Raw genomic sequence first — 24,787 nt, 5'->3', positions numbered from 1 at the left:
GTGCCTGTGGAGAGCGACGGCGACCCGGCCACCCGGGCCGCCGCGGGAACCCGCCCCGCGCACAACCTCTGGCGGCTACGCCGCTACCTGCGCCCGTACGCCGCCGAGTTCGCCTGGCTGCTCGTCGCGGGGCTCGCCGGCACCGCCGCCGGGATCGCCGTACCGCTGGTCGTGCAGCGGGTCGTGGACGGGCCGGTGGCCCGACACGAACCGGCCGGGCTGCTCCAGCTCGGCGGCCTGGCGCTGCTGCTGGGTGTCGTCGAGGCGGTGCTCATCTTCATCCGCCGGTGGGTGCAGTCATCCTCGGCGGTGGGCATGGAGGCGGCGCTGCGCGCCGACGTCTACGCCCACCTGCAACGGCTGCCGACGAGCTTCCACGACCGCTGGCAGTCCGGCCAGCTGCTCTCCCGGATCACCAGCGACCTGTCGGTGATCCGCCGGTTCCTCTCCTTCGGCGTGTTCTTCCTGGTGCTCAACCTGACCACGTACGTGGTCGTGGTGCTGCTGCTGATCAACCTGCATCCGGTGCTCGGGGTGCTGGTAGCGGCCAGCGCGGTGCCGCTGCTGCTGATCAGTCGCCGGTTCGGGCGGCACTACCACGCCGCGTCCCGCCGGATGCAGGACCTGCAGGGCGACGTGGCGACCCTGGTCGAGGAGACCGCACAGGGTCTGCGCACCATGAAGGCGTACGGGCGGGGGCCCGAACTGGCCGCCCGCTTCGCCGGCGCGGCCCGGCGGCTGCACGACACCGGGGTCGGCAAGGGGCGGCTGCTGGCCAACACCTCGGCGCTGCTCGACCTGGTGCCCAACGTGACACTGGGCGTGGTGCTGGCGGCGGGGGCGGCCGCCGCCGCGCACGGGGCGCTCACCATCGGCGAGCTGGTCGCGTTCGTCAGCCTGCAACTGATGCTCATCTGGCCGGTGCAGTCACTGGGTTGGATCATCGCCAACGGTCAGGAGGCGGCCACCGCCGCCGACCGGATCCAGGAGGTGCTGGACACCCCACCGGAGATCGTGGATTCTCCCGGCGCTGTCGCTCTGCCCCGCGACGCGGTGCGCGGCCGGCTGCGCTTCGAGCGCGTCGCGTTCAGCTATCCGGGTGCCAGCACGCCGGTGCTGCGTGAGATCGACCTGAGCATCGAGCCGGGCGAGACACTGGCCCTGGTCGGCGCCACCGGCAGCGGCAAGAGCACACTGCTCTCCCTGGTGCCCCGGCTACACGAGGTGACCGCCGGGCGGATCACAGTGGACGGCCACGACCTGCGCGACCTGCGGCTGGCCTCGCTGCGCCGGCTGGTCGGGGTGGCGTTCGAGGAACCCACGCTCTTCTCCATGTCGGTGCGCGAGAACCTCACCCTGGGTCGCCCGGACGCCGGCGACGACGAGGTCCGCGCGGCCCTCGCGCTGGCCCAGGCCGACTTCGCGTACGACCTGCCCTGGGGGTTGGCCACCCGGGTGGGCGAGCAGGGGTTGTCCCTCTCCGGCGGGCAACGGCAACGGCTCGCGTTGGCGCGGGCCGTGCTCGGCCGACCGGCGGTGCTGGTGCTGGACGACCCGCTCTCCGCCCTCGACGTGCACACGGAAGCCCTGGTCGAGGCGGCGCTTCGCCGGGTCCTGCGCGACAGCACCGCGCTGCTGGTGGTGCACCGGCCGTCGACGATCGCGCTGGCCGACCGGGTCGCCCTGTTGGAGGACGGGCGGATCACCGCGACCGGCACACACTCCGACCTGCTGGCCACCGTCCCGGCGTACCGGGCGCTGCTCGCCGCCGAGCCGCCCGCCGGGCATCCCCCACCGGCCGGGGCCGGCGGGCCCAGCCCGTCCCCTTCGGACGGGTGGGGACTGGTGCGTTCGTGAGCGTGCCCAGGCAGGCCGACCCACCTCCGGAGGAGGAGCCCGAGCTCACCCGCTGGCGCGGAACCGCCACCGACCCGGAGGCCGACCGCAGTCGAGCGGAGGACACCAGCCCCGAGGCGGTGGCCCGGCTGCGCCGGCTCAGCCGCAGCCTGCTGGGCGACCTGCTGCGCGGGCACCGGAAGCGGCTCGCCGCGGCGGTCGCCCTGCTGCTGGTCCAGAACGCCGCCGCGATGGCCGGCCCGTACCTGGTCATGATCGGCATCGACCGGGCCATCCCACCGTTGCGCGCCGGCGACCCCGGGCTGCTGATCGCCGTCGCCGGGGCATTCGCGGTGGCCTCGGTGACCGAGTACGCGGCCCGCCGCGGCTTCCTCGCCCTGTCCGCCCGGATCGGCCAGGCCGTCCTGCTCGACCTGCGCAAACAGGTGTTCGGGCACTTCCTGCGGCTGTCGGTGGACTTCCACGAGCGGTACACGTCCGGCCGGATGGTGTCCCGGCTCACCAGCGACCTGGACTCGATCGCCGAGCTGGTCGACGGTGGGATCGACAGCCTGGTGCTGGCCGGGCTCTCGATCCTGTCGGTGGCCGCCATCCTGCTCTGGCTGGACCTGCCGCTGGCGGGCGTGACGCTGTTCGCGTTTCCGTTCCTGTTCTCGCTCTCCCGCTGGTTCGCCCGGTCGTCGGCCAGCGCGTACCGACGGACCCGGGACGCTGTCGCGCTGGTCATCGTGCACTTCGTCGAGTCGATGCGGGGCATCCGGGCGGTGCAGGCGTTCCGCCGGGAACCCCGCAACCAACGGATCTTCGTGGCGCTCGGCGACGACTACCGACGGACCAGCCTGCACGCGTTCCGGCTGATCGCCACGTACTCGCCGGCGATCAAGCTGATCGGCAACGTCACGGTGGCCGTGGTGCTCTGCTACGGCGGGTGGCGGGTGCTCGGCGGGCAGACCGAGATCGGTGTGCTCGCCGCGTTCCTGCTCTACCTGCGCCGCTTCTTCGAGCCGATGCAGGAGCTGAGCCAGTTCTACAACTCGTTGCAGTCGGCCACCGCCGCCCTGGAGAAGCTGGCCGGGGTGCTCGACGAACGACCGGCCGTCGCCGAACCGGCCCGGCCCACACCACTGCCGACCGGGCCCGGCCGTGGCGAGCTGACCTTCCGGGCGGTCAGCTTCGGCTACCGGACCGACACTCCGATCCTCCGCCGGCTGGAGTTGACGGTGCCGGCCGGGCAGACCGTCGCGCTGATCGGGCCCACCGGGGCGGGCAAGTCGACAATCGCCAAGCTGGTCGCCCGGTTCCACGACCCGGACACCGGCACCGTCACGTTGGACGGGGTCGACCTGCGCGACGTACGCGACGCCGACCTGCGCCGGGCGGTGGTGCTGGTGACGCAGGAGAACCACCTGTTCAGCGGCACCGTCGCGGAGAACATCCGGTTCGGTCGCCCGGGGGCCGACGACGCCGCCGTGCAGGCCGCCGCGCGGGCGATCGGGGCGCACGACTTCATCGCCGCGCTACCCGACGGGTACGCCACCCAGGTGCACCGACGAGGCGGGCGGCTCTCCGCCGGGCAGCGGCAGCTCGTCGCGTTCGCCCGCGCGTTCCTGGCCGACCCGAGCGTGCTCATCCTGGACGAGGCGACGTCGTCGCTGGACGTGCCGACGGAACGTCTGGTGCAGCGGGCACTCGGCACCATCCTGCGCGACCGGACCGCACTGGTGATCGCCCACCGACTCTCCACGGTGGAGACCGCCGACCGGGTGCTCGTCATCGACGGCGGGAAGGTCGTCGAGGACGGCCCACCCGCCGTGCTGGCCCAGGCCGGCGGCCGGTACGCCGCCCTGCACCGCCAGTGGCGCGACTCGCTGATCTAGCCGGGCCGCCCCGGTGGTGGCCGTTCCCCACCGGCCGGTGTGTTCGGCCGCAACTACGTCGCCCCGCACCCGGCGGATGCCTACGATCGCAGGATGACCGACACGGCGAGGACGGCCCGCGCCGGCGTTCCCGAGCGTCCGACCCTGGACGGGCTCGAGGAGAGCTGGGCGCGCCGCTGGCAGGAGGAAGGCACGTACGCGTTCGACCGCTCGAAGGAGCGCAAGGACGTGTACGCGATCGACACCCCGCCGCCGACCGTATCGGGCGAGCTGCACATGGGGCACGTGTTCTCGTACACGCACACCGACACCTCGGCGCGCTACCAGCGGATGCGCGGCAAGGCCGTCTTCTACCCGATGGGCTGGGACGACAACGGCCTGCCCACCGAGCGTCGGGCGCAGAACGTGTACGGGGTGCGACCCGACCCGGCGCTGCCGTACGACCCGGTGTGGCGGCCACCGGCGGCCCCGGTCGACGACGCGGCCCGCCGCGACCCCACCCCGATCTCCCGGCGCAACTTCATCGAGCTGTGCGAACGGCTGACGGTCACCGACGAGCAGGCCTTCGAGGCGCTGTGGCGGCGGCTGGGGCTCTCGGTGGACTGGTCCCTGACGTACACGACGATCGGCCGGATCGCCCGGACCACCAGCCAACGGGCGTTCCTGCGCAACCTGCGCCGCGGCGAGGCGTACCAGTCGGAGGCGCCGACGCTCTGGGACGTCGGCTTCGCCACCGCTGTCGCCCAGGCGGAGCTGGAGGACCGGGAGCGCCCCGGCGCCTACCACCGGCTGCGGTTCGCCACTGCCGACGGGCGTGCGGTGCTCATCGACACCACCCGGCCCGAGCTGTTGCCGGCCTGCGTGGCGCTGGTCTGCCACCCCGACGACGAGCGGTACGCCGACCTGGTGGGCGGCACGGTGCGCAGCCCGCTGTTCGACGTCGAGGTGCCGGTGTACGCCCATCCCCTCGCCGAACCCGGCAAGGGCACCGGCATCGCGATGGTCTGCACCTTCGGTGACCTGACCGACGTGACCTGGTGGCGTGAGCTGGGGCTGGCCACCCGGGTGGTGATCGGCCGGGACGGTCGACTGCTCCCCGAGCCGCCGGACGGGGTGCCCCCGCAGCCGTACGCGGCGCTGGCCGGGCAGACCGTCAACGGTGCCCGCCGGGAGATCGTCGGGATGCTGGCCGACGCCGGTGACCTGATCGGCGAGCCGCGCCCGGTCATGCACCCGGTCAAGTTCTACGAACGCGGTGACCGGCCACTGGAGATCGTCTCGACCCGACAGTGGTATCTGCGCAACGGCGGCCGGGACGAGGCGCTGCGCGCCACCCTGTTGGGTCGCGGCGAGGAGCTGCACTGGGTGCCGGCGCACATGAAACACCGCTACGACAACTGGGTGGGCGGCCTCAACGGGGACTGGCTGGTCAGCCGTCAACGCTTCTTCGGGGTGCCGGTGCCGGTGTGGTACCGGCTCGACGACGCTGGCGAGCCGGACTGGTCCCACCCTCTCACGCCGGACGAGTCCGCGCTGCCGGTCGATCCATCCAGCGATCCGGCGCCGGGGTACGACGAGTCTCAGCGCGGCCAGCCGGGCGGTTTCATCGGCGACCCGGACGTGCTGGACACCTGGGCCACGTCGTCGCTGACCCCGCAGATCGTCGGTGGCTGGGAGACCGACCCGGACCTGTTCGCCAGGGTCTTCCCGATGGACCTCCGCCCGCAGGGGCAGGAGATCATCCGGACCTGGCTCTTCGACAGCGTGGTCCGTTCCCACTTCGAACACGGGGTGCTGCCCTGGCGGGACACCGTGCTCTCGGGCTGGATCCTCGACCCCGACCGCAAGAAGATGGCGAAGTCCAAGGGAAACGTGGTGACCCCGCTGGCCCTGTTGGAGCAGCACGGCTCGGACGCGGTGCGCTACTGGGCGGCCAGCGGCAAGCCCGGCATGGACCTGGCGTTCGACCCGGCGCAGATCAAGGTGGGCCGGCGACTGGCCACCAAGCTGCTCAACGCGTCCAAGTTCGCGCTCGGGCTGGGCGCGGCGGACGCCCTGCGCGCCCCGGCGACCACACCACTGGACCGGGCCATGCTCGCCGAGCTGGCCACCGTGGTCACCGCCGCGGGTGCCGCCTTCGACTCGTACGACCACACGGCGGCGTTGCAGGTGACCGAGGCGTTCTTCTGGCGGTTCTGCGACGACTACATCGAGCTGGTCAAGGAGCGCGCCTACGGCACCGGCGCGGCGGCCGACTCGGCACGGGCGGCGTTGGCCTCGGCGCTGTCGGTGCAGCTGCGGTTGTTCGCCCCGGTGCTGCCGTACGTGACCGAGGAGGTCTGGTCGTGGTGGCGGTACGGCTCGGTGCACCGGGCACCCTGGCCCACCACCCACGAGGTGGCCCGGACGATCGAGGGGTCGGGGGAGCCGGCGCTGCTGCGGCTCGCCGGTGACGCGTTGAGCCAGGTGCGCCGGGCCAAGTCGGAGCGGAAGCTGTCGATGAAGGCGGAGGTGCCGTTGGCCGAGGCGCTCGGCCCGGCGGCGCTGCTGGAGCAGCTCACCCTGGTCGCCGATGACCTACGGGCGGCGGGCCGGATCGGCAAGCTCGACCTGCTCCCGGACCGCGCCCCGGAGCTGGTCATCGCCTGCGCCTTCTGACCCGGGGCCGCCGCCGCCCGGACGGGCGGCGGCGGACCGGCGGGTCACCAGCCGCGCAGGAACCGCAGCCCGAGCAGGAACGCGACCACGGAGGGCCCCACCAGCAGGGTGATCGCCTGGAGTCGGTACGGCATCCGGTGCCGGGTCAGCTCCCCCGCGTTGCCCAGCACGATCGCCCCGGCCAACATCAGGAAGGCGCCCCACCAGCCGGTCTTGAGGTGGATCAGATCCACCCGGATCAGTTGCAGGGTCAGGCCGAGCAGCGCGCCGGTCAGCGCGAGCAGGGCGACCGCCCGGTGCAGGCCGCGGGCCAGCGGGTGAGCCGCCCGCCAGCCGTAGGTGCCGGCGACGGCCAGGCAGGGCAGCACCACCAGCAGCGGCCAGCCCCGCCCCATCACGCCGAACATCAGCAGCGCGCCGACCGCGAAGACGATCGTGCCGACGCAGGCCAGCACGTACCCGGCGAAGGACCGGCCACCCCCGCGGGCCAGCAACGGCCCACCGCTGGCCGCGATCAACGCGGCCGGAATCAGGATGAACACGGCCCACCAGTGGAACTGGCCGCTGCCCTGGGCCGCCGTGGCGACCGTGGCACAGGCCAGCCCGGCGACGGCCAGGCTGGTCAGCCACGGCCGGCTGCTCCGGGAGTACGGCTCAGCCAACGACGTCCGCTCCGCTTCGACGCTCACGCCCGTCAGCCTGACCCGAGCGGGCCCGACCGGTCCATCCGGCCAGCCCTACCGCCGGGCGGGGGCTGGCCGGAACAGAAGCTCGCACCGCTGTCAGCTCGTCTCGCCGGCCACGCTGAACGAGCGCAGGCGGTCGATGGCGAGCACTGTGAAGCCGACGCTGACCAGCGCAGTCATCACCGACGCCACCGACACCGACACGCTCGCCTCCAACAGCCCGGTGGGGGCGATCCGGTCGGCGAGGGCGATCACGTACTGCTGGATGGAGAGCACCTTGGTGCCGCTGACGAAGTTGCCCAGCAGACCCTCCCAGATCAGCACGTAGACCAGGCCGAGGAGCACCGGCCGCCTGGTGACCAGGCTGAGCGCGAGGAAGAACGCCGAGTACGCCAGCGCGCCGAGCGCCGCCGCGGCGGCCAGCGCCAGACCGAGGCGTACCGAACTGGCGAGCACGCCCGCGACGTAGAGCGGCACCGCCACGGTGACCGCGGTGACCCCGGCGGCCACCGCGAGCTTCGGCAGCACGATCTGCCAGCGCGGCAGCGGCTTGGTCAGGATGTGCACCACGGTGCCGTCGTCGATCTCGGCGCCCAGCACGCCCGTGCCGATGATCAGCGCGACCACCGGTAGCACCACGGCGAGCCCGAGACCGACGAGCACCGGCGGCCCCCACTCGCGCGGGTCCACCCCCAGCGACCGACAGAGCACGGCCAGGCCGAGCAGCACCAACGGCAGCGGCAACAGCAGCAGGAACCGACGTCGGCCGAACAACCCGCGCGCGGTGATCCAGGTAACCGTGGACATCTATGCCTCCACCAGGTAGGAGAAGACGCTCTCCAGGGATTCGTCGGACGGCACCAGTTGCCGCACCCGGATGCCCTTGCTCAGGGCGATCCGGGGTAGCGCCCGGGTGAACGCGCCGTAGTCACCGGCCCGCACGGTCAGGCCGGTCGGTTCCAACTCGACCCCGCTCACCGACGCCTCGGCGATCAGCGCGACGGCCAACGCCCGGTCGTCGGTGGAGCGCACCGCGAAGACGTGCGGGCGGTTGGTCATCAACCGGCGGATGGTCCGGAAGTCGCCGGAGGCGGCCAAACGGCCGGCCACCATCACCTGCACCGTTCCGGAGACCTGCTCGACCTCCTCCAGGATGTGCGAGCTGAACAGGATCGTCCGGCCGGCGTCGCCCAGGGTGTGCAGCAGCTGCATCATGTGCAGCCGCTGGCGCGGGTCCATGCCGTTGAACGGCTCGTCGAGCAGCAGCACCTGCGGGTCGTGCACCAGTGCGGCGGCCACTCGGGCGCGCTGGCGCATGCCCTTGGAGTACGTGCCGATCCGGCGGTCCTGCGCCGATTCCAGCTCCACCAGATCGATCGCCCGTCGGGCCGCGGCCGCGGGGTCGGGCAGCCGGTGCAGCTTCGCGCTGGCCAGCACGAACTCGTACGCGGTCAGGAAGCCCTGCACCGCCTCCCGTTCGCTGACCAGCCCCAACCGCCGGTAGACGTCGGGGTTGCGCCAGGTCGGCTCGTCGTCGAGGGTGACAGTGCCGCGCGACGGGGCGAGGAACCCGGCCATCATGTGCAGCAGCGTGGTCTTGCCGGCGCCGTTCGGGCCGAGCAGCCCGGTCACGCCCGGCCCCAGGGCCATGCTGATGTCGTTGACGGCGACCACGTTGCCGTACCACCGGGACACCCCGGTCAGGCTCAGCGTGCTCATCAGGAGGCGACCTTCCGGTAGCGGGCCAGCAGCAGAGCGGTCGCGCCGGCGACCAGCAGCACCGCGGCCAGGGCGTAGACCGGGCCGAACCCGCCGATGGACGGGCCGCCCTGGTCACCTTCGACGAGCAGGTCACCGAGCGACCAGATGCCCACCCCCTGCACCAGCGTGGACGGGGAGGCGAGCCCGGCCAGTTCGTTGGCGGCGCGCGACGGCAGGATGCTCAGCACGCCCACGATCGGGGTGGTCATCAGGAAGACCGCGACCACACCGCCGGCGGCGAAGGCACGCTTGCCGGTCAGCGACGCGACGAGCAGGCCGACCGAGGCGAAGACCACCGCCCACAGGCCGGCGTAGAGCAGCCCGGGCAGCAGGTCGAGCAACTCGTTCCACACCCCGCGCATGCCCTGCTTGGTGGTGAACGCGGCGCCCAGGAACATCAGCAGCTGCGGCCCGCCGAGCAGCAGCCAGAGCGCGGTGGCCAGCGCCAGCAGCTTGGCCAACGCGTAGTCGCTGCGCGGCAGCGGCCGGGAGAAGTACAGCGGCAGCACACCGCTGCGCAGATCGCGGGAGACCAGCTCCGGGGCGACGACCGCGACGAAGAAGATGACCAGCCAGCTCATCGAGTCGGCGAACTGGGCGTACGTGGCGACCGGCTCGCCGATCTGGCTACGGATGGCGGCCAGGGCCACCGCGACCAGGGTGACGATGCCGACCACCAGCCACGGGAAGATCTTGGCCTTGGCGCTGCGCCCGAACCCGAACGCGGTGCGCAGACCGTGCAGGTAGAGCGCGCCGAAGACCTGCCGACGGCCCAGCCTCGGGCCCTCGTAGCGCTGGTAGCCGATGTCGTGGATGACTCCGGTCGGCGTCTGCCGGGCGGTGGTGGTGGACGGCTCAGGCATGAGTGAGCTCCCTCGTGGCGAAGAGTTCGGCCACCCGGTGCCGGCGCTGGTCGAGTCGGTGCAGTGGCAGGTCGAGGTCGGCGACCGCGCCGAGGATCAGGTCGTAGGTGCCGTCGTCGGCGAGCGGCACGAGGAGCAGCCGCCCGTCCCGGGCGACCGGCAGCTTCAGCTCGGCGAGTCGGGCGGCGAGCTCCTCGGTGCCCTCACTGACCTCGACGGCGAGCACGTCGGTGGCCGTGGTCATCGCGGAGATGTTGTCGGCGCGCAGCAACCGGCCACCGTCGATGGCGATCAGCGTGTCGCAGATCCGCTCGACCTCGCCGAGGAGGTGTGAGCAGACCAGGACGGAGATGCCGAACTCGGTGCCGATCCGGTGCACCAGGGCCAGCATGGCGTCGCGGCCGGCCGGGTCCAGACCGTTCGTCGGCTCGTCGAGCAACAGCAGGTCGGGGTCGTGCACGAGCGCCTGGGCCAGCTTGACGCGCTGCTTCATGCCGGTCGAGTAGCCACCGACCGGCCGGTAGCGCTCCTCGTAGAGCCCCACGTGCCGCAGCGCCTCCGAGGCCCGCTCGCGGGCCGCGGTGCGGGGCAGGCCGCTCATCCGGCCGAGGTGGGTGACCAGCTCGGCGGCGGACAGGTCCGGTGGGAGGCAGTCGTGCTCCGGCATGTAACCGACCCGGTTGCGGACGGCCGCCGGGTCCGCGGTCGGGTCGATGCCCAGCACCGAGACCTGGCCGCTGGTTGGTGCGATCAGGCCGAGCAGGATCTTGATCAAGGTGGATTTGCCGGCGCCGTTCGCGCCCACCAGGCCGATGATCCCGGGCTCGACGGCGACGGTGAGGTCGGCCAACGCGGTGACCCGACCTCCGTACGTCTTGGTGAGCGACTGGGTCGCGATCAGTGTCACGCGCCCAGCGTAGGGAGTCGATGCCCAGCATGGACACCGGCACGCCCCCGGCGCTCCCCTGATCCTTTCCCGGCCGGCCCCCTAAGGTCCGCGGCGGGCTTTCGCGGCGTTTTCGCCGGTCCCGCGTTCGGTCGGACCCCGCTTCCGGAAAGACCCATCCGAGGTGACACCATTCACCTCTCGTTCACCGGGCATCGATCCGCCTGGCGATCGACCGACGACGCGGGAGGGATCCTGATGGCCGAGGTGGGCGTCCCGAAGGTGAGCGTCGTGGTGCCGGCGTACAACTGCGGCCCGCACATCGAGAAGCTCGTCGCCTCACTGCTGCGCCAGTCACTGCCCGCCGACGAGTTCGAGGTGATCTTCGTCGACGACGGCTCGACCGACGAGACGGCCGAGCGGCTGGATCGGCTGGCCGCTGAGCACCGACACGTCACTGTGCTGCACATCGAGAACTCCGGCTGGCCGTCGCGTCCGCGCAACCTCGGCATCGAGCAGGCCCGCGGCGAGTACGTCTTCTTCGCCGACGACGACGACTGGTTCGCCGACGAGGCGTTGGAGCGGCTGTACGCCTGCGCGACGGCGAACGACGCCGACATCGTGATCGGGAAGATGGCCGGGTACGGCCGGCCCGTGCCGCGGGAGCTGTTCCGGAAGAACCGCTTCGACGCGACGCTCGGCAACTCACCTCTGATCGACAGCCTGACCTGCCACAAGCTGTTCCGGCGGTCGTTCCTCAACGAGCACGGTCTACGGTTCCCGGAGGGCGGCAAGCGTCGGCTGGAGGATCATTCGCTGGTGGTCCGGGCCTACTTCCTGTCCCGGCGGACCTCCGTGTTGTCCGACTACATCTGCTACCACCACGTTCAACGGGGCGACGCACGCAACGTCACCGCGGCCCCGCTGGACCCGTCGAGCTACTACGCCAGCGTGCGGGAGGCGCTGGACGTGGTGGACGCCCACACCGAGCCGGGTGCGCTGCGGGACCGGCTGCACCGGCGCTGGCTGCGCAACGAGATGCTCAGCCGGCTGCGCGGCAAGCGGCTGCTGAACGCCCCTGAGGCATGGGTGGAGCAGGTCGCGCTGGAGGTCCAGAAGATCATGCAGGACCGCTTCGCCCCTGGCGTCGCCGGTGGACTGCCGCCGATGCTCCGGGCGATGGCGTACCTGGCGGAGCGGGGCCGGGTCGCGGACCTGCGCAGGCTTGCCCACTGGGAGGCGGGCATCGGCGCCCACGGCACCGTCGGTGAGCTTCGGCGCGCCGATCACGCCGTCACGGTGACCGTCGCCGCCGAGCTGCGCTCCGCGGACCAGCCGGTCAGCTTTCGCGCCGACGGTGACCGCGACGTGCTGATGCTGCCGATGGAGGAGATCGAGCCCGAGGTGCTCGACGCGACCGCGCAGGTGCGCAAGGCCCGCCTGGACCTGGTGGCCCGCCACCGGGAGACCGGCGCCGAGATCTTCCTGCCGAACACCTTCGAGACCGAACGGATCACCGGTACGACAGCGGCGGACACGGTCCACCTGGTGCACCGGGCCACCGCCACCATCGACTTCGCCGCCCTCAACGGCGGCCGGACGCGGGGTAGCTGGCTGCTCAAGGCCCGGATCACCAACGTGGGCTGGACCGAGGACGCGCGACTGCCGCTGGTGTTCATCTGCCGTGCCGACGGCTCGCGACCGCGCATCCGCGACGAGCGGAAGGTGTGGAACCGGCTGCGGTCGGCGGTGGGCCGGCGGATCAAACGCTGACCCGTCGGCGGGGGTCTTGGAGTGGCACCCTCGACCGATCGGCGGTCGGCTGCGAAACTGTGTGCCGGTCAGCGAGTGGGGAGCGTGAATGAGCAACGGCTGGGTGCTGCCCGACGAGGTGCTACGGGACGCGCCGGCGTACACGCCACGTCCCGGTGAGCTCGCGGATCTGGAGCTGCTGCTGACCGGCGCGTACGCCCCGCTGACCGGCTTCATGACCCGCGCTGACCTGGTCTCGGTGAGCCGGCGCGGCCGGCTGGCCGACGGCACCCCGTGGCAGGTGGCGGTGGTTCTCCAGGTGCCGACCGCGCTGGCGCAGAGCTTCGATCCGCGCGACCCGGCCCGCCGGGCGCTCGTGTTGACCGACGGGGAGGGTGCCCCGGCTGCGGCCCTGGACGTGGCCGACGTCTGGCCGATCCGCGAGGGTGTGGCGGGGGTGGGCGGCCAGGTCCGACGACTGGGCGACGGTGGGCACGGCCCGTTCCAGCGGCTGCGTCGTGACCCGGAGGAGGTCCGCGCGCTGCTGCCCCCGGGCCGGGTGCTCGGGGTGATCGCCGATCGGCCGTTGCATCGTCCGCAGCTCGCCCAGATCGCCCATGCCGCCCGCACCCTGGCCGCTCATCTGCTCGTGATGATCCCGGTCGGTGAGGGCGGCGTCGGTGGGCTCCCGCCGGAGGCGCTGGTCCGTACGATCTTCGCCGCCCGGGACCGGATGCCGCCCGCCACGCTGGTCGCGGTGCCGCTGTCGCACCGCCACGAGGAGATCAGCGACGCGTTGCTGCGCGCCCGGGTCTCCGCCGCGTACGGGGTCACCCACCTGCTCTCCACCGGGGAGATGCTCTCCGGTGCCGGGCTGCGGGTGCTGGTGCCCCGCGAACTCGCCTACGACAACCGGGACGGGCAGTGGCGGTGGCGGGAGGACATCCCACCGCGCAACCGCCGGCTCGCGCTGACCCAGGCGGAGATCGACGACCTGCTCGACAGGGGTTTCCCGCTGCCGGAGTGGCACACGCCGCCCGCTGTGGCGCGGGAGTTGGCCCGGGCCCGGCCGCCGCGCCGGCAGCGAGGGCTGGTGGTCTTCCTGACCGGCCTGTCCGGCTCCGGCAAGTCGACTGTCGCCCGGGGGCTGGCGGACGCGTTGCGGGAGAGCGGCGACCGGACGGTGACCCTGCTCGACGGGGACGTGGTGCGCCGGGAGCTCTCCGCCGGGTTGAGTTTCAGCAAGGCCGACCGGGACCTCAACGTCCGGCGGATCGGCTGGGTGGCCGCCGAGATCGCCCGGCACCGTGGGGTGAGCATCTGCTGCCCGATCGCCCCGTACGCGGCGGCCCGCGCCACCGCCCGGGAGATGGCTCTCGCCGCCGGGGCGGGTTTCGTGCTGGTGCACGTGGCCACTCCGCTGGAGGTGTGCGAGCGCAGGGACCGCAAGGGCCTGTACGCGCGGGCGCGGGCCGGCCTGCTCACCGGGATGACCGGCATCGACGACCCGTACGAGGAGCCGACCGACGCGGATCTGGTTCTCGACACCAGTGACGTGAGCGTGGCGGACGCGGTTCAGGCGGTGCTGCACCATCTGACCGAGACCGGTTGGGTGGAGCTGACCATCCCGTCCACCTGAGGCGTCGCCGTACCCCGTTTCTTCCGCCGCTGACCGGCACGCGCTAGTGTTCATCTTTGTTGGAACACGTTTGACCGCGTGAGGGTACGTGGACCCCGGGGAGGCACGGCGGATGCTCGCTCAGCAGCGGCAGGCGGCCATCCTGGAGCGGGTCCGCTCGACCGGCGGCGTCCGGGTCAGCGAGCTGGCCGGCGAGTTCGGCGTGTCCGACATGACCATCCGGCGTGACCTGGACGCGCTGCACGAGCGCGGCCTGCTGGCCAAGGTGCACGGCGGTGCCACCACGACCGGGCCGAGCGCGACCGACGAGCCGGGCTTCCGCGCCAAGTCGGTCCGCCAACTGCCGGAGAAGGCGGCCATCGCCGATCGGGCCGCCCAACTGGTCCGGCCCGGCGCGGCGGTCGCGCTCTCCGCCGGCACCACCACCGCCGAGCTGGCCCGCCGGCTGGTGGACGTCCCCGACCTGACCGTCGTGACGAACTCGCTGCCGGTGGCCGAGATCATGCACGCGGGCGGTCGTCCGGACCAGACGGTGGTGCTCACCGGCGGGGTACGCACACCGTCGGACGCGCTGGTCGGCCCACTCGCGGTGGGGGCCGTCCGGTCACTGCACCTGGATCTGCTCTTCCTGGGCGTGCACGGCATCACCGAGCGGGCCGGCTTCACCACCCCGAACCTGATGGAGGCGGAGACCGACCGGGCGCTGGTGGCCGCGGCGGACCAACTGGTGGTGCTCGCCGACCACACCAAGTGGGGCACCGTGGGCATCTCCTCGATCGTCGAGTTGGCGGCGGCCCACGTACTGGTCAGCGACGATCGGTTGCCCCCAGCCGCACGGCGGGTACTCGACGAACGGGTGGGCGAACTGATCATGGTGAAGGCGACAGGGGGCGGGCCGCGTGACGCGCACGCCGACAACTGAGGGGACGGCGCCGTGAAGCGCACCGCGATCGACCTGGCCGACGGCCGGGAGCTGATCTACTTCGACGAGCGCGACGACGCGGTCCGCGACCAGCCGGACCGCCGGGACCTGCCACCGCCTCCCCCCGCGTCGCAACTGCGCTACGACCCGCTGACCGACGAGTGGGTGGCGGTCGCCGTGCACCGGCAGACCCGCACCTTCCTCCCACCGGCGAACGAGTGCCCGCTCGACCCGTCGGTGGGCGACCGGCTGACCGAGATCCCCGCACCCGACTACGACGTGGTGGTCTTCGAGAACCGGTTTCCGTCGCTGAGCGGTCGGGTGGCCGAGGAGCCCGGGGAGATCACCCCGTTCACACCGGTCCGGCCGGGCGTCGGCCGGTGCGAGGTGGTCTGCTTCACCTCCGACCACAACGCGTCCTTCGCCAGCCTGCCGCCGCGCCGGGTCCGCACCGTGTTGGACGCGCTCGCCGACCGCACCGAGGCGCTCGGCGCGCTGCCCGGCGTCGAGCAGGTCTTCTGCTTCGAGAACCGGGGCGTCGAGATCGGTGTCACGCTGCACCACCCGCACGGGCAGATCTACGCGTACCCCTTCGTGACGCCGCGCACCCGCGCGATGCTGGCCGCGGCCCGCCGGCACGCCGAGCGGACCGGCGGGGGCAACCTGTACGCGGACGTGCTGGCCGCCGAGCGGGCCACCGGTGACCGGGTGGTCGCCGAGAACGAACACTGGACGGCGTACGTCCCGGCGGCCGCCCGCTGGCCGTTCGAGGTGCACGTCGCGCCGCACCGGGTGCTGCCGGACATCCCGGCGCTCAGCGACAGCGAGCGGGAGTCGTTCGGTCCGCTCTACCTGGATCTGCTGCGCCGCTTCGACGGCCTGTTCGACATGCCGATGCCGTACATCTCGGCCTGGCACCAGGCCCCGGTACGGATCGATCGCGAGTTGGGTTACCTGCACCTGCAGCTGTTCAGCATCCGGCGGGCCACCGACAAGCTGAAGTTCCTGGCGGGCTCCGAGTCCGGGATGGGCGTCTTCATCAACGACATCGCCCCGGAACGCGCCGCCGACCTGCTGCGTGCCGCCTGAGCGGGCCCGCGGTGGCCGGTGGGGCTGAGCACGGCCGGGCCGACGTTGCGGGAAACAGGGCGCGGGGGGCCCGGGACAGGGCCCCCCGCAGGGAAGGGACGGCTGGCTGTGCACGGCACAGCCGGGAAGGCTGGCTGATCGGCGCACGGTGCCGCGGGTCGACCGTGGTCAACCTTCCTGGACGCGACTGGCATCTCGTCCATCCTGGTCAACGAGGCGCGCCGGCAGCAGTGACGCCGGCCGGCGTGGCGGCCCCGGACACACCGGAGCCCGCCGGCAGGGTGCCGGCGGGCTCCGATGACGCGGTACGCCCGGATCAGGCGGCGAGCTTGCGGGCCAGGTTCTCGTCGAGAGCGTTCATGAACTCGTCGGTGGTCAGCCACGGGGCGTCGCGCGAGATGAGCAGCGCGAGGTCCTTGGTCATCTGGCCACCCTCGACGGTGTCGACGATGACCTGCTCCAGCGTGTTGGCGAACTCGGTGACCGCCGGCGTGCCGTCCAGCTTGCCCCGGTGGGCCAGGCCCCGGGTCCAGGCGTAGATCGACGCGATCGGGTTGGTCGAGGTCTTCTCGCCCTTCTGGTACTGCCGGTAGTGCCGGGTGACAGTGCCGTGCGCGGCCTCGGCCTCGACGGTACGGCCGTCCGGGGAGAGCAGGACGGAGGTCATCAGACCCAGCGAGCCGAAGCCCTGCGCCACGGTGTCGGACTGCACGTCACCGTCGTAGTTCTTGCAGGCCCAGACGTAGCCGCCCTCCCACTTGAGCGCGGCGGCGACCATGTCGTCGATGAGCCGGTGCTCGTAGGTGAGGCCGGCGGCGTCGAACTCGGCCTTGAACTCCGCCTCGAACACCTCGGCGAAGATGTCCTTGAAGCGGCCGTCGTACGCCTTGAGGATGGTGTTCTTGGTCGACATGTAGACCGGGTAGTTGCGGTCCAGGCCGTACCGGAACGAGGCGCGGGCGAAGTCCCGGATCGACTCGTCGTAGTTGTACATGCCCATGGCGATGCCGCCGCCGGGGAAGTTGGCGACCTCCATCTCCATCGGCGTGCCGCCGTCGGCCGGGGTGTAGGTGATGGTCACCGTGCCCGGGCCGGGGACGACGAAGTCGGTGGCCTTGTACTGGTCACCGTGGGCGTGCCGGCCGATGATGATCGGCTTGGTCCAGCCGGGGACCAGCCGCGGCACGTTGGACATGATGATCGGCTCACGGAAGACGACGCCGCCGAGGATGTTGCGGATGGTGCCGTTGGGCGACCGCCACATCTTCTTCAGGCCGAACTCCTCGACCCGGGCCTCGTCCGGGGTGATGGTCGCGCACTTGACGCCGACGCCGTGCTCCTTGATGGCGTTGGCGGCGTCGATCGTGACCTGGTCGTCGGTCTCGTCGCGGTGCTGGATCGACAGGTCGTAGTAGTGCAGGTCGACGTCGAGGTAGGGCAGGATCAGCTGCTCCCGGATCTGCTTCCAGATGATCCGGGTCATCTCGTCGCCGTCGAGTTCTACGACCGGGTTGTTTACCTTGATCTTCGCCATCGGCCGGCGCTCCTCTCGGGGGACACGTGCTCAAGCAGTACGAGCGTACTGCAATTGGACCGGCAGCCCCCAGCCGGCCTCGACCGACCGGCGGAACCGGACTGCGCGGAACAGGAATGCCCTGGAATCATCGTCCGATGCCACTGAACCGCACCCTCGGGTCTATCACGGTCACCGCGCTCACCGACGGTGAGAGTCAGTTCTTCCAGCCTCGCGCGGACGCGTTTCCGCAGGCCACGGCCGCTCACTGGGCGGAGGCCGACCGACGCGACCCCGGCTCGGTGACCGCCGACGGGCAGTGGTGGCTGCTGTTCCGCAGCTTCGCGATCCGGGTCGACGACGGGCCGGTGACGCTCGTCGACGCCGGCATCGGGCCGTCGGACTCCCTCGCCGCGAGCTGGGCGCCGGTGCCCGGCCGGATGCCCGCCGAGCTGGCCGCCGCCGGCATCGACCCGGCCGACGTCGACACGGTAGTGCTGACCCATCTGCACAGCGACCACATCGGCTGGGCGGTCACCGGCACGCCGGGGCGGCCGTACTTCCCGAACGCGAGCTACCTGGTGCAACGCGCCGAGGTCGACGCGGCGGAGACGCTGAACCCGGGGCTGCCGGCCGGCGTGATCGGGCCGTTGCGCGCCGCCGGCCAGCTCCGGGTGGTCGAGGGCGAGACCACCCTCACCCCGGCGGTACGTCTGCTGCCCACCCCCGGCCACACCCCTGGCCACCAGTCGGTGCTGCTGACCGCAGCCGACGAGCGGATGCTGTTCACCGGCGACCTGCTGGTGCACATGGTGCAGCTGGTCGATCCCGACCTGGCGTACGCCCACGAGGTGGACCAGGAACAAGCCCGCCGCTCCCGCCAGGCCGCCCTGGCCACGGCGAACCCCACCCTCCTGGCCACCCCCCACCTGGCCACCCCCTTCACCCTTCACCCTCTGCCCACCGCCTGACCCCACCCCCTGATCGGTTGATCATGAGGTTGGCGGGGTTTTCGATCTCCACGCCTGCCGCTAACCCCATGATCGACCGGAGGGGGTGGGGTTGGGGTGGGGTGGGGTGGGACGGGGAAAGGGCGCGTCGGCTCTGCCGGCGCGCCCTTTCGGTGGTTCGGGGAACTACATGCTGGAGATGTCAGCCTGCTTGGCACGGACGGCCTCGGCGGCCTCCTTGAGGCTGGCCAGCTCGTCGGCGTCCAGGTCGGTCTCGACGACCCGCTTGACGCCCTGAGCGCCGATCTCGGCCTCGACACCCAGGTAGACACCGGAGATGCCGTACTCGCCGTCGACCCAGGCGCAGACCGGCATGACGTCGCCGGAGTCCTCGGCGACGGCCTTCGCCATCCGGGCCGCGGCGGCGGACGGGGCGTAGTACGCCGAACCGGTCTTGAGCAGGGCGACCACCTCGGCGCCACCGTTGCGGGTCTTGACGACCAGCTCCTCGATCTGCTCGGCCGGCATCACGTCACGCAACGGCTTGCCGTTGACGGTGCTCTTCGAGGGCACCGGGACCATCGTGTCGCCGTGCGAGCCCAGGGTCAGCGTGCGTACCGACGCCACCGGCACGTTCAGCGCCTCGGCGACGAAGTTGCTGAACCGGGCGGTGTCCAGCATGCCGGCCTGGCCGAGCACCCGGTTCTTCGGGAACTGGGTGGCGAGCTGGGCCAGCGCGGTCATCTCGTCCAGCGGGTTGGAGACCACGATGACGACGGCGTTCGGGGCGTACTTGGCGACGTTCTCGGCGACCTGGCGGACGATCTTGGCGTTGGTCTCCAGCAGGTCCATCCGGCTCATGCCGGGCTTGCGCGGCAGACCAGCGGTGATCACGACGACGTCGGAGCCCTCGATCTGCTCGTAGCCCTCACCGTTGGGGCCGGTCGTCACGCCGACGACCTTGGTCTCGAAGCCCTCGATGGCCCGCGACTGGTTGAGGTCGAGTGCCAGGCCCGCGGGCTTGCCCTCCACGATGTCGGTGATCACTACGGTGTCGAAGACGTCGTACTCGGCCAGGCGCTGTGCGGTGGTGGAGCCGTAGAAGCCAGCCCCGACGACAGTGACCTTCTTACCCATGGTCGTCCCACTCCCTGATACCAGTCGGTTTTCCGGACCGTATCAGTCATCCTGGCACCGATCCGGCCAGGGGCGGCGGGCATCGCCGGGATGGGGCGAACGTCACCGCCGTCCTGGTTCGGTGCGCCGACGTGCGGGTCAGCCGCGCTCGGCGCGCTCCACGACATTGGTGAGCAGCATGGCCCGGGTCATCGGGCCCACGCCGCCGGGCATGGGGACGAGCGCGCCGGCCGTCTGGACCACCTCCGGGTCCACGTCGCCGGTGTAGCGGCCCTTGCCGTCCGCGCCGATCACGCGGGTGATGCCGACATCCACCACCACCGCGCCAGAGTTGATCATGTCGGCGGTGAGCAGACCCGGTACGCCGGCCGCGACGATGACGATGTCGGCGGCGCGGGTGTGCGAGGCGAGGTCGAGGGTGCCGGTGTGGCACAGGGTGACTGTGGCGTTCTCACTGCGCCGGGTGAGCAGCAGGCCGAGTGGGCGCCCGACGGTGTTGCCCCGGCCGACCACCGCGACGGTGGCACCGCGCAGCGCCACGTCGTGTCGGCGGAGCAGCTCGACGATGCCGCGCGGGGTGCACGGCAGCGGCCCGTCGTAGCCGAGCACGAGCCGACCCAGGTTGACCGGGTGCAGGCCGTCGGCGTCCTTGTCCGGGTCGATCAACTCCAGCACCCGCTGGGTGTCGAGGTGGGCCGGCAGCGGCAACTGGACGATGTAGCCGTGGCACGCCGGGTCGGCGTTCAGCTCGGCCAGCACGTCGTCGACCTGCTGCTGGGTGGCGTCGGCCGGCAGTTCGCGGCGGATCGAGGCGATGCCCACCTCGGCGCAGTCGCGGTGCTTGCCGTTGACGTACGCCTGGCTGCCCGGATCCGCCCCGACCAGGACCGTGCCGAGCCCCGGGGTGATGCCGCGTTCCGCGAGGGCCTTCACCCGAATGCGCAGCTCGTCCTTGATCTCCGCTGCGGTTGCCTTGCCGTCCAGAAGCGTCGCCGTCACGACCAGATCGTCTCACGACCGGCACCCGCGGTTCAGACGACCTCAGCTCGGGGCGGTCCGCCGCCAGTGCCAGGTGCTGGTTGCCCAACGTTCAGGTCGAGCCGAACTGACTACCGCCTGCGTGACGGTGTGTGACGTGTCGCTAGTCACTCTCGGTCACAGTTTGTGGGTTCGATCACTGTCGAACCAGACAGACCGGGTCGGCGAAACGGAGACCGGACCTTCGTCCCAGCAGGTGTCGAGCCAACCCAACCGAGCCCAATCAGCTCGCCAGCGGCCCGAATATCCGCAGGATATTGCCAGTAAACCCGGTTTCGGCTAGCAGATTCACCCGCCTTCGACAAGGAGGGAGAGCCCGGACCGTTACCCACCCGCAACCGCGCCGTTGCCGAAGGCTCGCCGCCGACCTACCGTTACCGCTTGTTGCGCAGCGTAACCCAGCGTCGGGCTTGACTGCGCAGCGTGAGGAGATGAGGAGGCTCAATGCGAGTTCGTAGACTCGCCGCCTGGACCGCCCTCCCGCTCGCGGTGACGCTGGGCCTCGCGGCCTGCGGCAGCGGCGGAGACGGTGGATCCGGTGGCAGCGACAGTTCGGTGGTCAGCATCCAGATCGCCGAGCCGAAGCACCTGGTTCCCACCAACACCACCGAGACGTCGGGTTCGCAGGTCATCGCCGGCCTGTTCAGCCCGCTCGTCGACTACGACGCCCAGAACAAGCCGTACGAGGTCGCGGCCGACTCGGTCACCTCGACCGACAACAAGGTCTGGACGATCAAGCTCAAGGACGGCTACACCTTCCACAACGGCGAGAAGGTCACCGCCCAGAGCTACATCAACGCCTGGAACTACGGCGCGTACGGCCCCAACGGTCAGGACACCAACCCGTTCTTCGAGAAGATCGCTGGTTACGCGGACCTGCAGGGCAAGGAGCCGAAGGCCAAGGAGATGTCCGGGCTGAAGAAGGTCGACGACCTCACCTTCACCGTGACGCTCAACGAGCCGTACATCGACTTCAAGACCACGCTGGGCTACAACGCGTTCTTCCCGATGCCGGACGCCGCGTTCTCGGCTCCGGGCGTGCTCAAGGACTCCTACGAGCAGGCGCCGATCGGGCAGGGCCCCTTCAAGATGAAGGGCACCTGGCAGCACGACAGCAAGATCGAGGTCGAGCGCTACGACGCCTTCCCGGGTGAGAAGCCCAAGGTGAAGAACGTCGAGTTCCGGATCTACCAGCAGCTCACCGCGGCCTACGCGGACGTCCTGGCGGACAACCTGGACGTGCTGCCCACGATCCCGACCGAGAGCCTGAGCACCGCGCCGAGCGACCTGGGTGACCGGTACAAGACCAGCCCGATGTCGTCGTTCCAGTTCCTGGCGTTCCCGACGTTCGACAAGGACTACAGCAACCCGGACGTCCGCAAGGCCATCTCGATGGCGATCGACCGTGACGAGATCACCAAGTCGGTCTTCAAGGGCTCGCAGACGCCGGCGCGCTCCTTCGTCTCGCCGGTCCTGCCGGGCTACCGGGACGACACGACGGGTAAGTCGGGCGAGTTCAACCCGACCGAGGCCAAGAAGCTCTACCAGGCCGCCGGTGGTCCGTCGAAGATCGTCATCTCGTACAACGGCGACGGCGGGCACAAGGACTGGGTCGACGCCACCGTCAACCAGCTCAAGACCAACCTGGGCGTGGACGCGGTGGGTTCGGCCGAGCCGAAGTTCGCCGACCTGCTCACCAAGGTCGAGAACAAGACGCCGGTGGGTGCGTTCCGGATGGGTTGGGTCATGGACTACCCGACCATGGAGGACTACCTCGGCCCGCTGTACAGCACGAACGGCTCGTCGAACTACTACGGCTACAGCAACCCGGAGTTCGACAAGCTGGTCAAGGAGGGTGCCGCCGCCAAGACGCAGGACGAGGCGATCGCCAAGTACCAGCAGGCGGAGGACATCCTGGCCAAGGACATGCCGGTGATCCCGCTCCGCTTCGGCGAGAACGTGTTCGGCCACTCGTCCAAGGTCAAGAACGTCGAGATGGACCTGTTCCAGCGGGTCAACCTCGTCAAGATCGAAGCAGCCAGCTGAGCTGAGCATGGTGCGGGCCACCCGGGCGACGAAGCCCGGGTGGCCCCATCCGCGCCACCGGGGCCGGGCCGCAGCAGCGGACCCGGCGTCGGTGGTGCCGGCTCCCCCGGGCCGGACGGCACGTCTCCGACATTTCGGGTACGACCAGAGATGCCGTCCTGCGACCCTTTCGCACATTTCCGGAGAGACTGCTAAGCATGTTCCGCTACATCCTGCGGCGCCTACTGCAGATGGTCCTGGCCTTCTTCGGGACCACCCTGATCGTCTACGCGCTGACATTCGCCGGGCAGGGCGACCCGATCCAGGCGCTCGCCGGCGAACGCCCGGTGACGCCGGCGCAACGGGCGTACCTGACCGAGAAGTACCACCTGGACGCCACCGGCGTCGGCGGCTTCTTCTACCGCTACTTCGACTACGTGAAGAACCTGCTCCAGGGCAATCTGGGCGAGTCACTCACCGGTCGGAACATCGGCGACATCCTCCAGCAGGCCTGGCCGGTCACCGTGCGGCTCGCGCTCATCGCGCTCGCAGTGGCGATCATCTTCGGCGTCACCGCCGGTGTGCTCGCCGGCATCCGCCGGGCCAGCATCTTCGACAACTCGACGCTCGTGCTGACCCTGCTGGTGCTGGGCATCCCGACCATCGTGCTGGCCCCGCTGGCGCAGTACCTCCTGGGCGTCAAGTGGCAACTCTTCCCACCCACCGCCGGCTCCGACCCGACGTTCTACGCGCTCCTGCTGCCGGGCATCGTGCTCGGCTCCCTGTCGCTGGCCACCGCCCTGCGACTCACCCGGGCCTCGGTGGCGGAGAACCTGCGCGCCGACTACGTCCGGACCGCCCGGTCCAAGGGCCTGGTCAAGCGGCGCATCGTCATCGTCCACGTGCTGCGCAACTCGCTGATCCCGGTGGTCACCTTCCTCGGTGTGGAACTGGGCAACCTGATGAGCGGCGCGATCATCACCGAGGGCGTCTTCAACATCCCCGGCGTGGGCTTCAACCTCTTCCGCGGCATCCGCACCGAGGACGGCCCCCTGGTGGTGGGCATCGTCAGCGTGCTCGTCGTGGTCTACCTGGTCTCGAACCTGGTGGTGGACGTCCTGTACGCCGTACTCGACCCGAGGATCCGCTATGAGTGACCGCAGCGAGGTGCCGGCATGAGCGACTTTGAGACCGTGGCGGCCACCGAGAACCAGGCCGCGCGACGGGGCCCCTCGGGGGAGCCGGGAACCCCCAACCAGGTCGGCGCCGCGAACAAGCCCCGCAGCCTGGCCGGGGACGCCTGGCGCGACCTGCGCCGCAACCCGATCTTCTGGATCTCGCTGGCGCTGGTGGTCATCTTCACCCTGATGGCGCTGCTCCCCGGCGTGTTCACCGCCAACAGCCCGAACGACTGCCTGCTCTCCCGGCAGCACGCCGGGCCGTCCGGCGGAGCCATCTTCGGGTACGACTTCCAGGGCTGCGACACGTACTCCCGGGCGGTCTACGGCACCCGGGCGTCGCTGCTGGTCGGCGCCCTGGCCGCGCTCGGCACCGGGATCATCGCGCTGGTGGTCGGCATGCTGGCCGGCTACTTCGGCCGCTGGGTCGACGCGGTGCTCTCCCGGGTGATCGACGTGGTGCTCGGCATCCCGCTGCTGCTGGCCGCGATCGTGCTGCTCAAGCGGGTCTCCAGTGACAGCCAGTGGGCGCGCATCGGCGCTGTCGTCTTCGTGTTGGCCCTCCTCGGCTGGACCACCGCCGCCCGCGTGGTCCGGTCGTCGGTGATCACCGCGAAGGAGCAGGACTACGTCGCGGCGGCCCGGATGCTCGGTGCCGGCAACAGCCGGATCATGTGGCGGCACATCCTCCCGAACTCGCTGGCCCCGGCGATCGTCGTACTGACCATCGCGCTCGGCTCGTTCATCGCGGCCGAGGCGACGCTCTCCTTCCTCGGCATCGGCCTGAAGGCGCCCACCATCTCGTGGGGGCAGGACATCGATACCGGCCGGATCCACATGCGGGAGGCGGCCACCCCGTTGATCGTCCCGTCGGCCTTCCTGGCGCTGACAGTGCTGGCGTTCATCATGCTCGGCGACGCGATCCGTGACGCCTTCGACCCGAAGCTGCGGTGATC

Annotated in this window: 19 protein-coding genes; 11 read left to right on the top strand and 8 right to left on the bottom strand. The window is 71.0% G+C overall.

Features of this window, described 5'->3' with window-relative positions; genetic code table 11:
* From AB0C03_RS28470 to valS, 3 genes are all read left to right on the top strand, one after another.
* A complete protein-coding gene (locus AB0C03_RS28470; protein WP_030337476.1) occupies positions 1-1,857 on the top strand; it encodes an ABC transporter ATP-binding protein in 1,857 nt (618 codons plus the stop codon).
* Positions 1,854-3,734: an ABC transporter ATP-binding protein gene (locus AB0C03_RS28465; protein WP_051708852.1), complete on the top strand. Its 1,881-nt coding sequence runs from the start codon at positions 1,854-1,856 to the stop codon at positions 3,732-3,734. The genes AB0C03_RS28470 and AB0C03_RS28465 overlap by 4 nt, the downstream gene beginning before the upstream one ends.
* Before the next feature lie 93 nt (positions 3,735-3,827).
* Positions 3,828-6,392: a valine--tRNA ligase gene (gene valS, locus AB0C03_RS28460; RefSeq protein ID WP_357640030.1), complete on the top strand. Its 2,565-nt coding sequence runs from the start codon at positions 3,828-3,830 to the stop codon at positions 6,390-6,392.
* A gap of 44 nt (positions 6,393-6,436) precedes the next feature.
* Here valS and AB0C03_RS28455 read toward each other — a convergent pair whose 3' ends face one another.
* The 5 genes from AB0C03_RS28455 to AB0C03_RS28435 all read right to left on the bottom strand — a co-directional run bounded on the left by AB0C03_RS28455 (position 6,437) and on the right by AB0C03_RS28435 (position 10,609).
* Entirely contained in the window at positions 6,437-7,081 is a 645-nt protein-coding gene (locus tag AB0C03_RS28455) for a hypothetical protein (RefSeq protein WP_210861554.1), read from the bottom strand.
* A gap of 93 nt (positions 7,082-7,174) precedes the next feature.
* Entirely contained in the window at positions 7,175-7,885 is a 711-nt protein-coding gene (locus tag AB0C03_RS28450; RefSeq protein WP_030337472.1) for an ABC transporter permease, read from the bottom strand.
* Positions 7,886-8,797, bottom strand: a complete 912-nt coding sequence (locus AB0C03_RS28445; RefSeq protein ID WP_210866470.1) for an ABC transporter ATP-binding protein — start codon at positions 8,795-8,797, stop codon at positions 7,886-7,888. It abuts the gene before it with no gap.
* Positions 8,797-9,702 (bottom strand): ABC transporter permease, encoded by a 906-nt coding sequence (locus tag AB0C03_RS28440; RefSeq protein ID WP_051708851.1) that lies wholly within the window; start codon positions 9,700-9,702, stop codon positions 8,797-8,799. Before AB0C03_RS28440 ends, AB0C03_RS28445 begins: the two co-directional genes overlap by 1 nt.
* Positions 9,695-10,609 carry an ABC transporter ATP-binding protein gene (locus AB0C03_RS28435; protein WP_030337468.1) on the bottom strand — a complete coding sequence of 305 codons (915 nt, stop codon included), beginning with the start codon at positions 10,607-10,609 and terminating at the stop codon, positions 9,695-9,697. The genes AB0C03_RS28440 and AB0C03_RS28435 overlap by 8 nt, the downstream gene beginning before the upstream one ends.
* Before the next feature lie 237 nt (positions 10,610-10,846).
* On the opposite strand from AB0C03_RS28435, the gene AB0C03_RS28430 reads away from it, so the two are divergent.
* The 4 genes from AB0C03_RS28430 (at position 10,847) to galT (ending at position 15,990) form a co-directional block, all read left to right on the top strand.
* On the top strand, positions 10,847-12,361 hold the full coding sequence (locus tag AB0C03_RS28430; RefSeq protein ID WP_357640025.1) for a glycosyltransferase family 2 protein: 1,515 nt from the start codon (positions 10,847-10,849) through the stop codon (positions 12,359-12,361).
* Positions 12,362-12,449: 88 nt separating this feature from the next.
* Positions 12,450-13,979 carry an adenylyl-sulfate kinase gene (gene cysC, locus AB0C03_RS28425; RefSeq protein ID WP_030337466.1) on the top strand — a complete coding sequence of 510 codons (1,530 nt, stop codon included), beginning with the start codon at positions 12,450-12,452 and terminating at the stop codon, positions 13,977-13,979.
* 112 nt (positions 13,980-14,091) lie between these two features.
* Positions 14,092-14,901, top strand: coding sequence for a DeoR/GlpR family DNA-binding transcription regulator (locus AB0C03_RS28420; RefSeq protein WP_030337465.1), 810 nt, complete (start codon positions 14,092-14,094; stop codon positions 14,899-14,901).
* Positions 14,902-14,913: 12 nt separating this feature from the next.
* Positions 14,914-15,990 (top strand): galactose-1-phosphate uridylyltransferase, encoded by a 1,077-nt coding sequence (galT, locus tag AB0C03_RS28415; protein ID WP_210858955.1) that lies wholly within the window; start codon positions 14,914-14,916, stop codon positions 15,988-15,990.
* A gap of 316 nt (positions 15,991-16,306) precedes the next feature.
* Here galT and AB0C03_RS28410 read toward each other — a convergent pair whose 3' ends face one another.
* Complete coding sequence (locus AB0C03_RS28410) at positions 16,307-17,524, bottom strand: NADP-dependent isocitrate dehydrogenase (protein WP_030337461.1); 1,218 nt, start codon at positions 17,522-17,524, stop codon at positions 16,307-16,309.
* A gap of 137 nt (positions 17,525-17,661) precedes the next feature.
* Between AB0C03_RS28410 and AB0C03_RS28405 the strand changes: the two genes are divergently transcribed.
* Positions 17,662-18,474 carry an MBL fold metallo-hydrolase gene (locus AB0C03_RS28405; RefSeq protein WP_357640019.1) on the top strand — a complete coding sequence of 271 codons (813 nt, stop codon included), beginning with the start codon at positions 17,662-17,664 and terminating at the stop codon, positions 18,472-18,474.
* A gap of 165 nt (positions 18,475-18,639) precedes the next feature.
* Here the strand turns inward: AB0C03_RS28405 and mdh are convergent, their stop codons facing one another.
* Together mdh and AB0C03_RS28395 are read right to left on the bottom strand one after the other, a co-directional pair.
* The gene (mdh, locus tag AB0C03_RS28400) at positions 18,640-19,590 is read right to left on the bottom strand and encodes a malate dehydrogenase (RefSeq protein ID WP_030338361.1); all 951 of its coding nucleotides are present in this window, start codon (positions 19,588-19,590) and stop codon (positions 18,640-18,642) included.
* A 138-nt stretch (positions 19,591-19,728) separates the two neighbouring features.
* A complete protein-coding gene (locus tag AB0C03_RS28395) occupies positions 19,729-20,589 on the bottom strand; it encodes a bifunctional methylenetetrahydrofolate dehydrogenase/methenyltetrahydrofolate cyclohydrolase (protein ID WP_357640016.1) in 861 nt (286 codons plus the stop codon).
* Positions 20,590-21,072: 483 nt separating this feature from the next.
* Here AB0C03_RS28395 and AB0C03_RS28390 point away from each other — a divergent pair, with 483 nt between their 5' ends.
* From AB0C03_RS28390 to AB0C03_RS28380, 3 genes are all read left to right on the top strand, one after another.
* On the top strand, positions 21,073-22,674 hold the full coding sequence (locus AB0C03_RS28390) for a peptide ABC transporter substrate-binding protein (RefSeq protein ID WP_030338356.1): 1,602 nt from the start codon (positions 21,073-21,075) through the stop codon (positions 22,672-22,674).
* 197 nt (positions 22,675-22,871) lie between these two features.
* On the top strand, positions 22,872-23,810 hold the full coding sequence (locus AB0C03_RS28385; RefSeq protein ID WP_030338354.1) for an ABC transporter permease: 939 nt from the start codon (positions 22,872-22,874) through the stop codon (positions 23,808-23,810).
* Positions 23,811-23,828: 18 nt separating this feature from the next.
* Positions 23,829-24,785, top strand: a complete 957-nt coding sequence (locus tag AB0C03_RS28380; protein WP_357640012.1) for an ABC transporter permease — start codon at positions 23,829-23,831, stop codon at positions 24,783-24,785.
* The last annotated feature ends 2 nt before the right edge of the window (positions 24,786-24,787 follow it).

This window comes from Micromonospora parva, from assembly GCF_040649675.1.
Classification (GTDB): Bacteria; Actinomycetota; Actinomycetes; order Mycobacteriales; family Micromonosporaceae; genus Micromonospora; species Micromonospora parva.
This window is presented reverse-complemented; position numbering and strand designations above follow the sequence as displayed.

Bases quoted from the DNA above. Each gene is read 5' to 3' on its own strand.
- AB0C03_RS28410 (WP_030337461.1), bottom strand. From the start codon at position 17,524: ATGGCGAAGATCAAGGTAAACAACCCGGTCGTAGAACTCGACGGCGAC.
- AB0C03_RS28420 (WP_030337465.1), top strand. From the start codon at position 14,092: ATGCTCGCTCAGCAGCGGCAGGCGGCCATCCTGGAGCGGGTCCGCTCG.
- cysC (WP_030337466.1), top strand. From the start codon at position 12,450: ATGAGCAACGGCTGGGTGCTGCCCGACGAGGTGCTACGGGACGCGCCG.
- AB0C03_RS28380 (WP_357640012.1), top strand. From the start codon at position 23,829: ATGAGCGACTTTGAGACCGTGGCGGCCACCGAGAACCAGGCCGCGCGA.
- AB0C03_RS28450 (WP_030337472.1), bottom strand. From the start codon at position 7,885: ATGTCCACGGTTACCTGGATCACCGCGCGCGGGTTGTTCGGCCGACGT.
- AB0C03_RS28430 (WP_357640025.1), top strand. From the start codon at position 10,847: ATGGCCGAGGTGGGCGTCCCGAAGGTGAGCGTCGTGGTGCCGGCGTAC.
- AB0C03_RS28440 (WP_051708851.1), bottom strand. From the start codon at position 9,702: ATGCCTGAGCCGTCCACCACCACCGCCCGGCAGACGCCGACCGGAGTC.
- AB0C03_RS28390 (WP_030338356.1), top strand. From the start codon at position 21,073: ATGCGAGTTCGTAGACTCGCCGCCTGGACCGCCCTCCCGCTCGCGGTG.
- mdh (WP_030338361.1), bottom strand. From the start codon at position 19,590: ATGGGTAAGAAGGTCACTGTCGTCGGGGCTGGCTTCTACGGCTCCACC.
- valS (WP_357640030.1), top strand. From the start codon at position 3,828: ATGACCGACACGGCGAGGACGGCCCGCGCCGGCGTTCCCGAGCGTCCG.
- AB0C03_RS28385 (WP_030338354.1), top strand. From the start codon at position 22,872: ATGTTCCGCTACATCCTGCGGCGCCTACTGCAGATGGTCCTGGCCTTC.
- AB0C03_RS28405 (WP_357640019.1), top strand. From the start codon at position 17,662: ATGCCACTGAACCGCACCCTCGGGTCTATCACGGTCACCGCGCTCACC.
- AB0C03_RS28445 (WP_210866470.1), bottom strand. From the start codon at position 8,797: ATGAGCACGCTGAGCCTGACCGGGGTGTCCCGGTGGTACGGCAACGTG.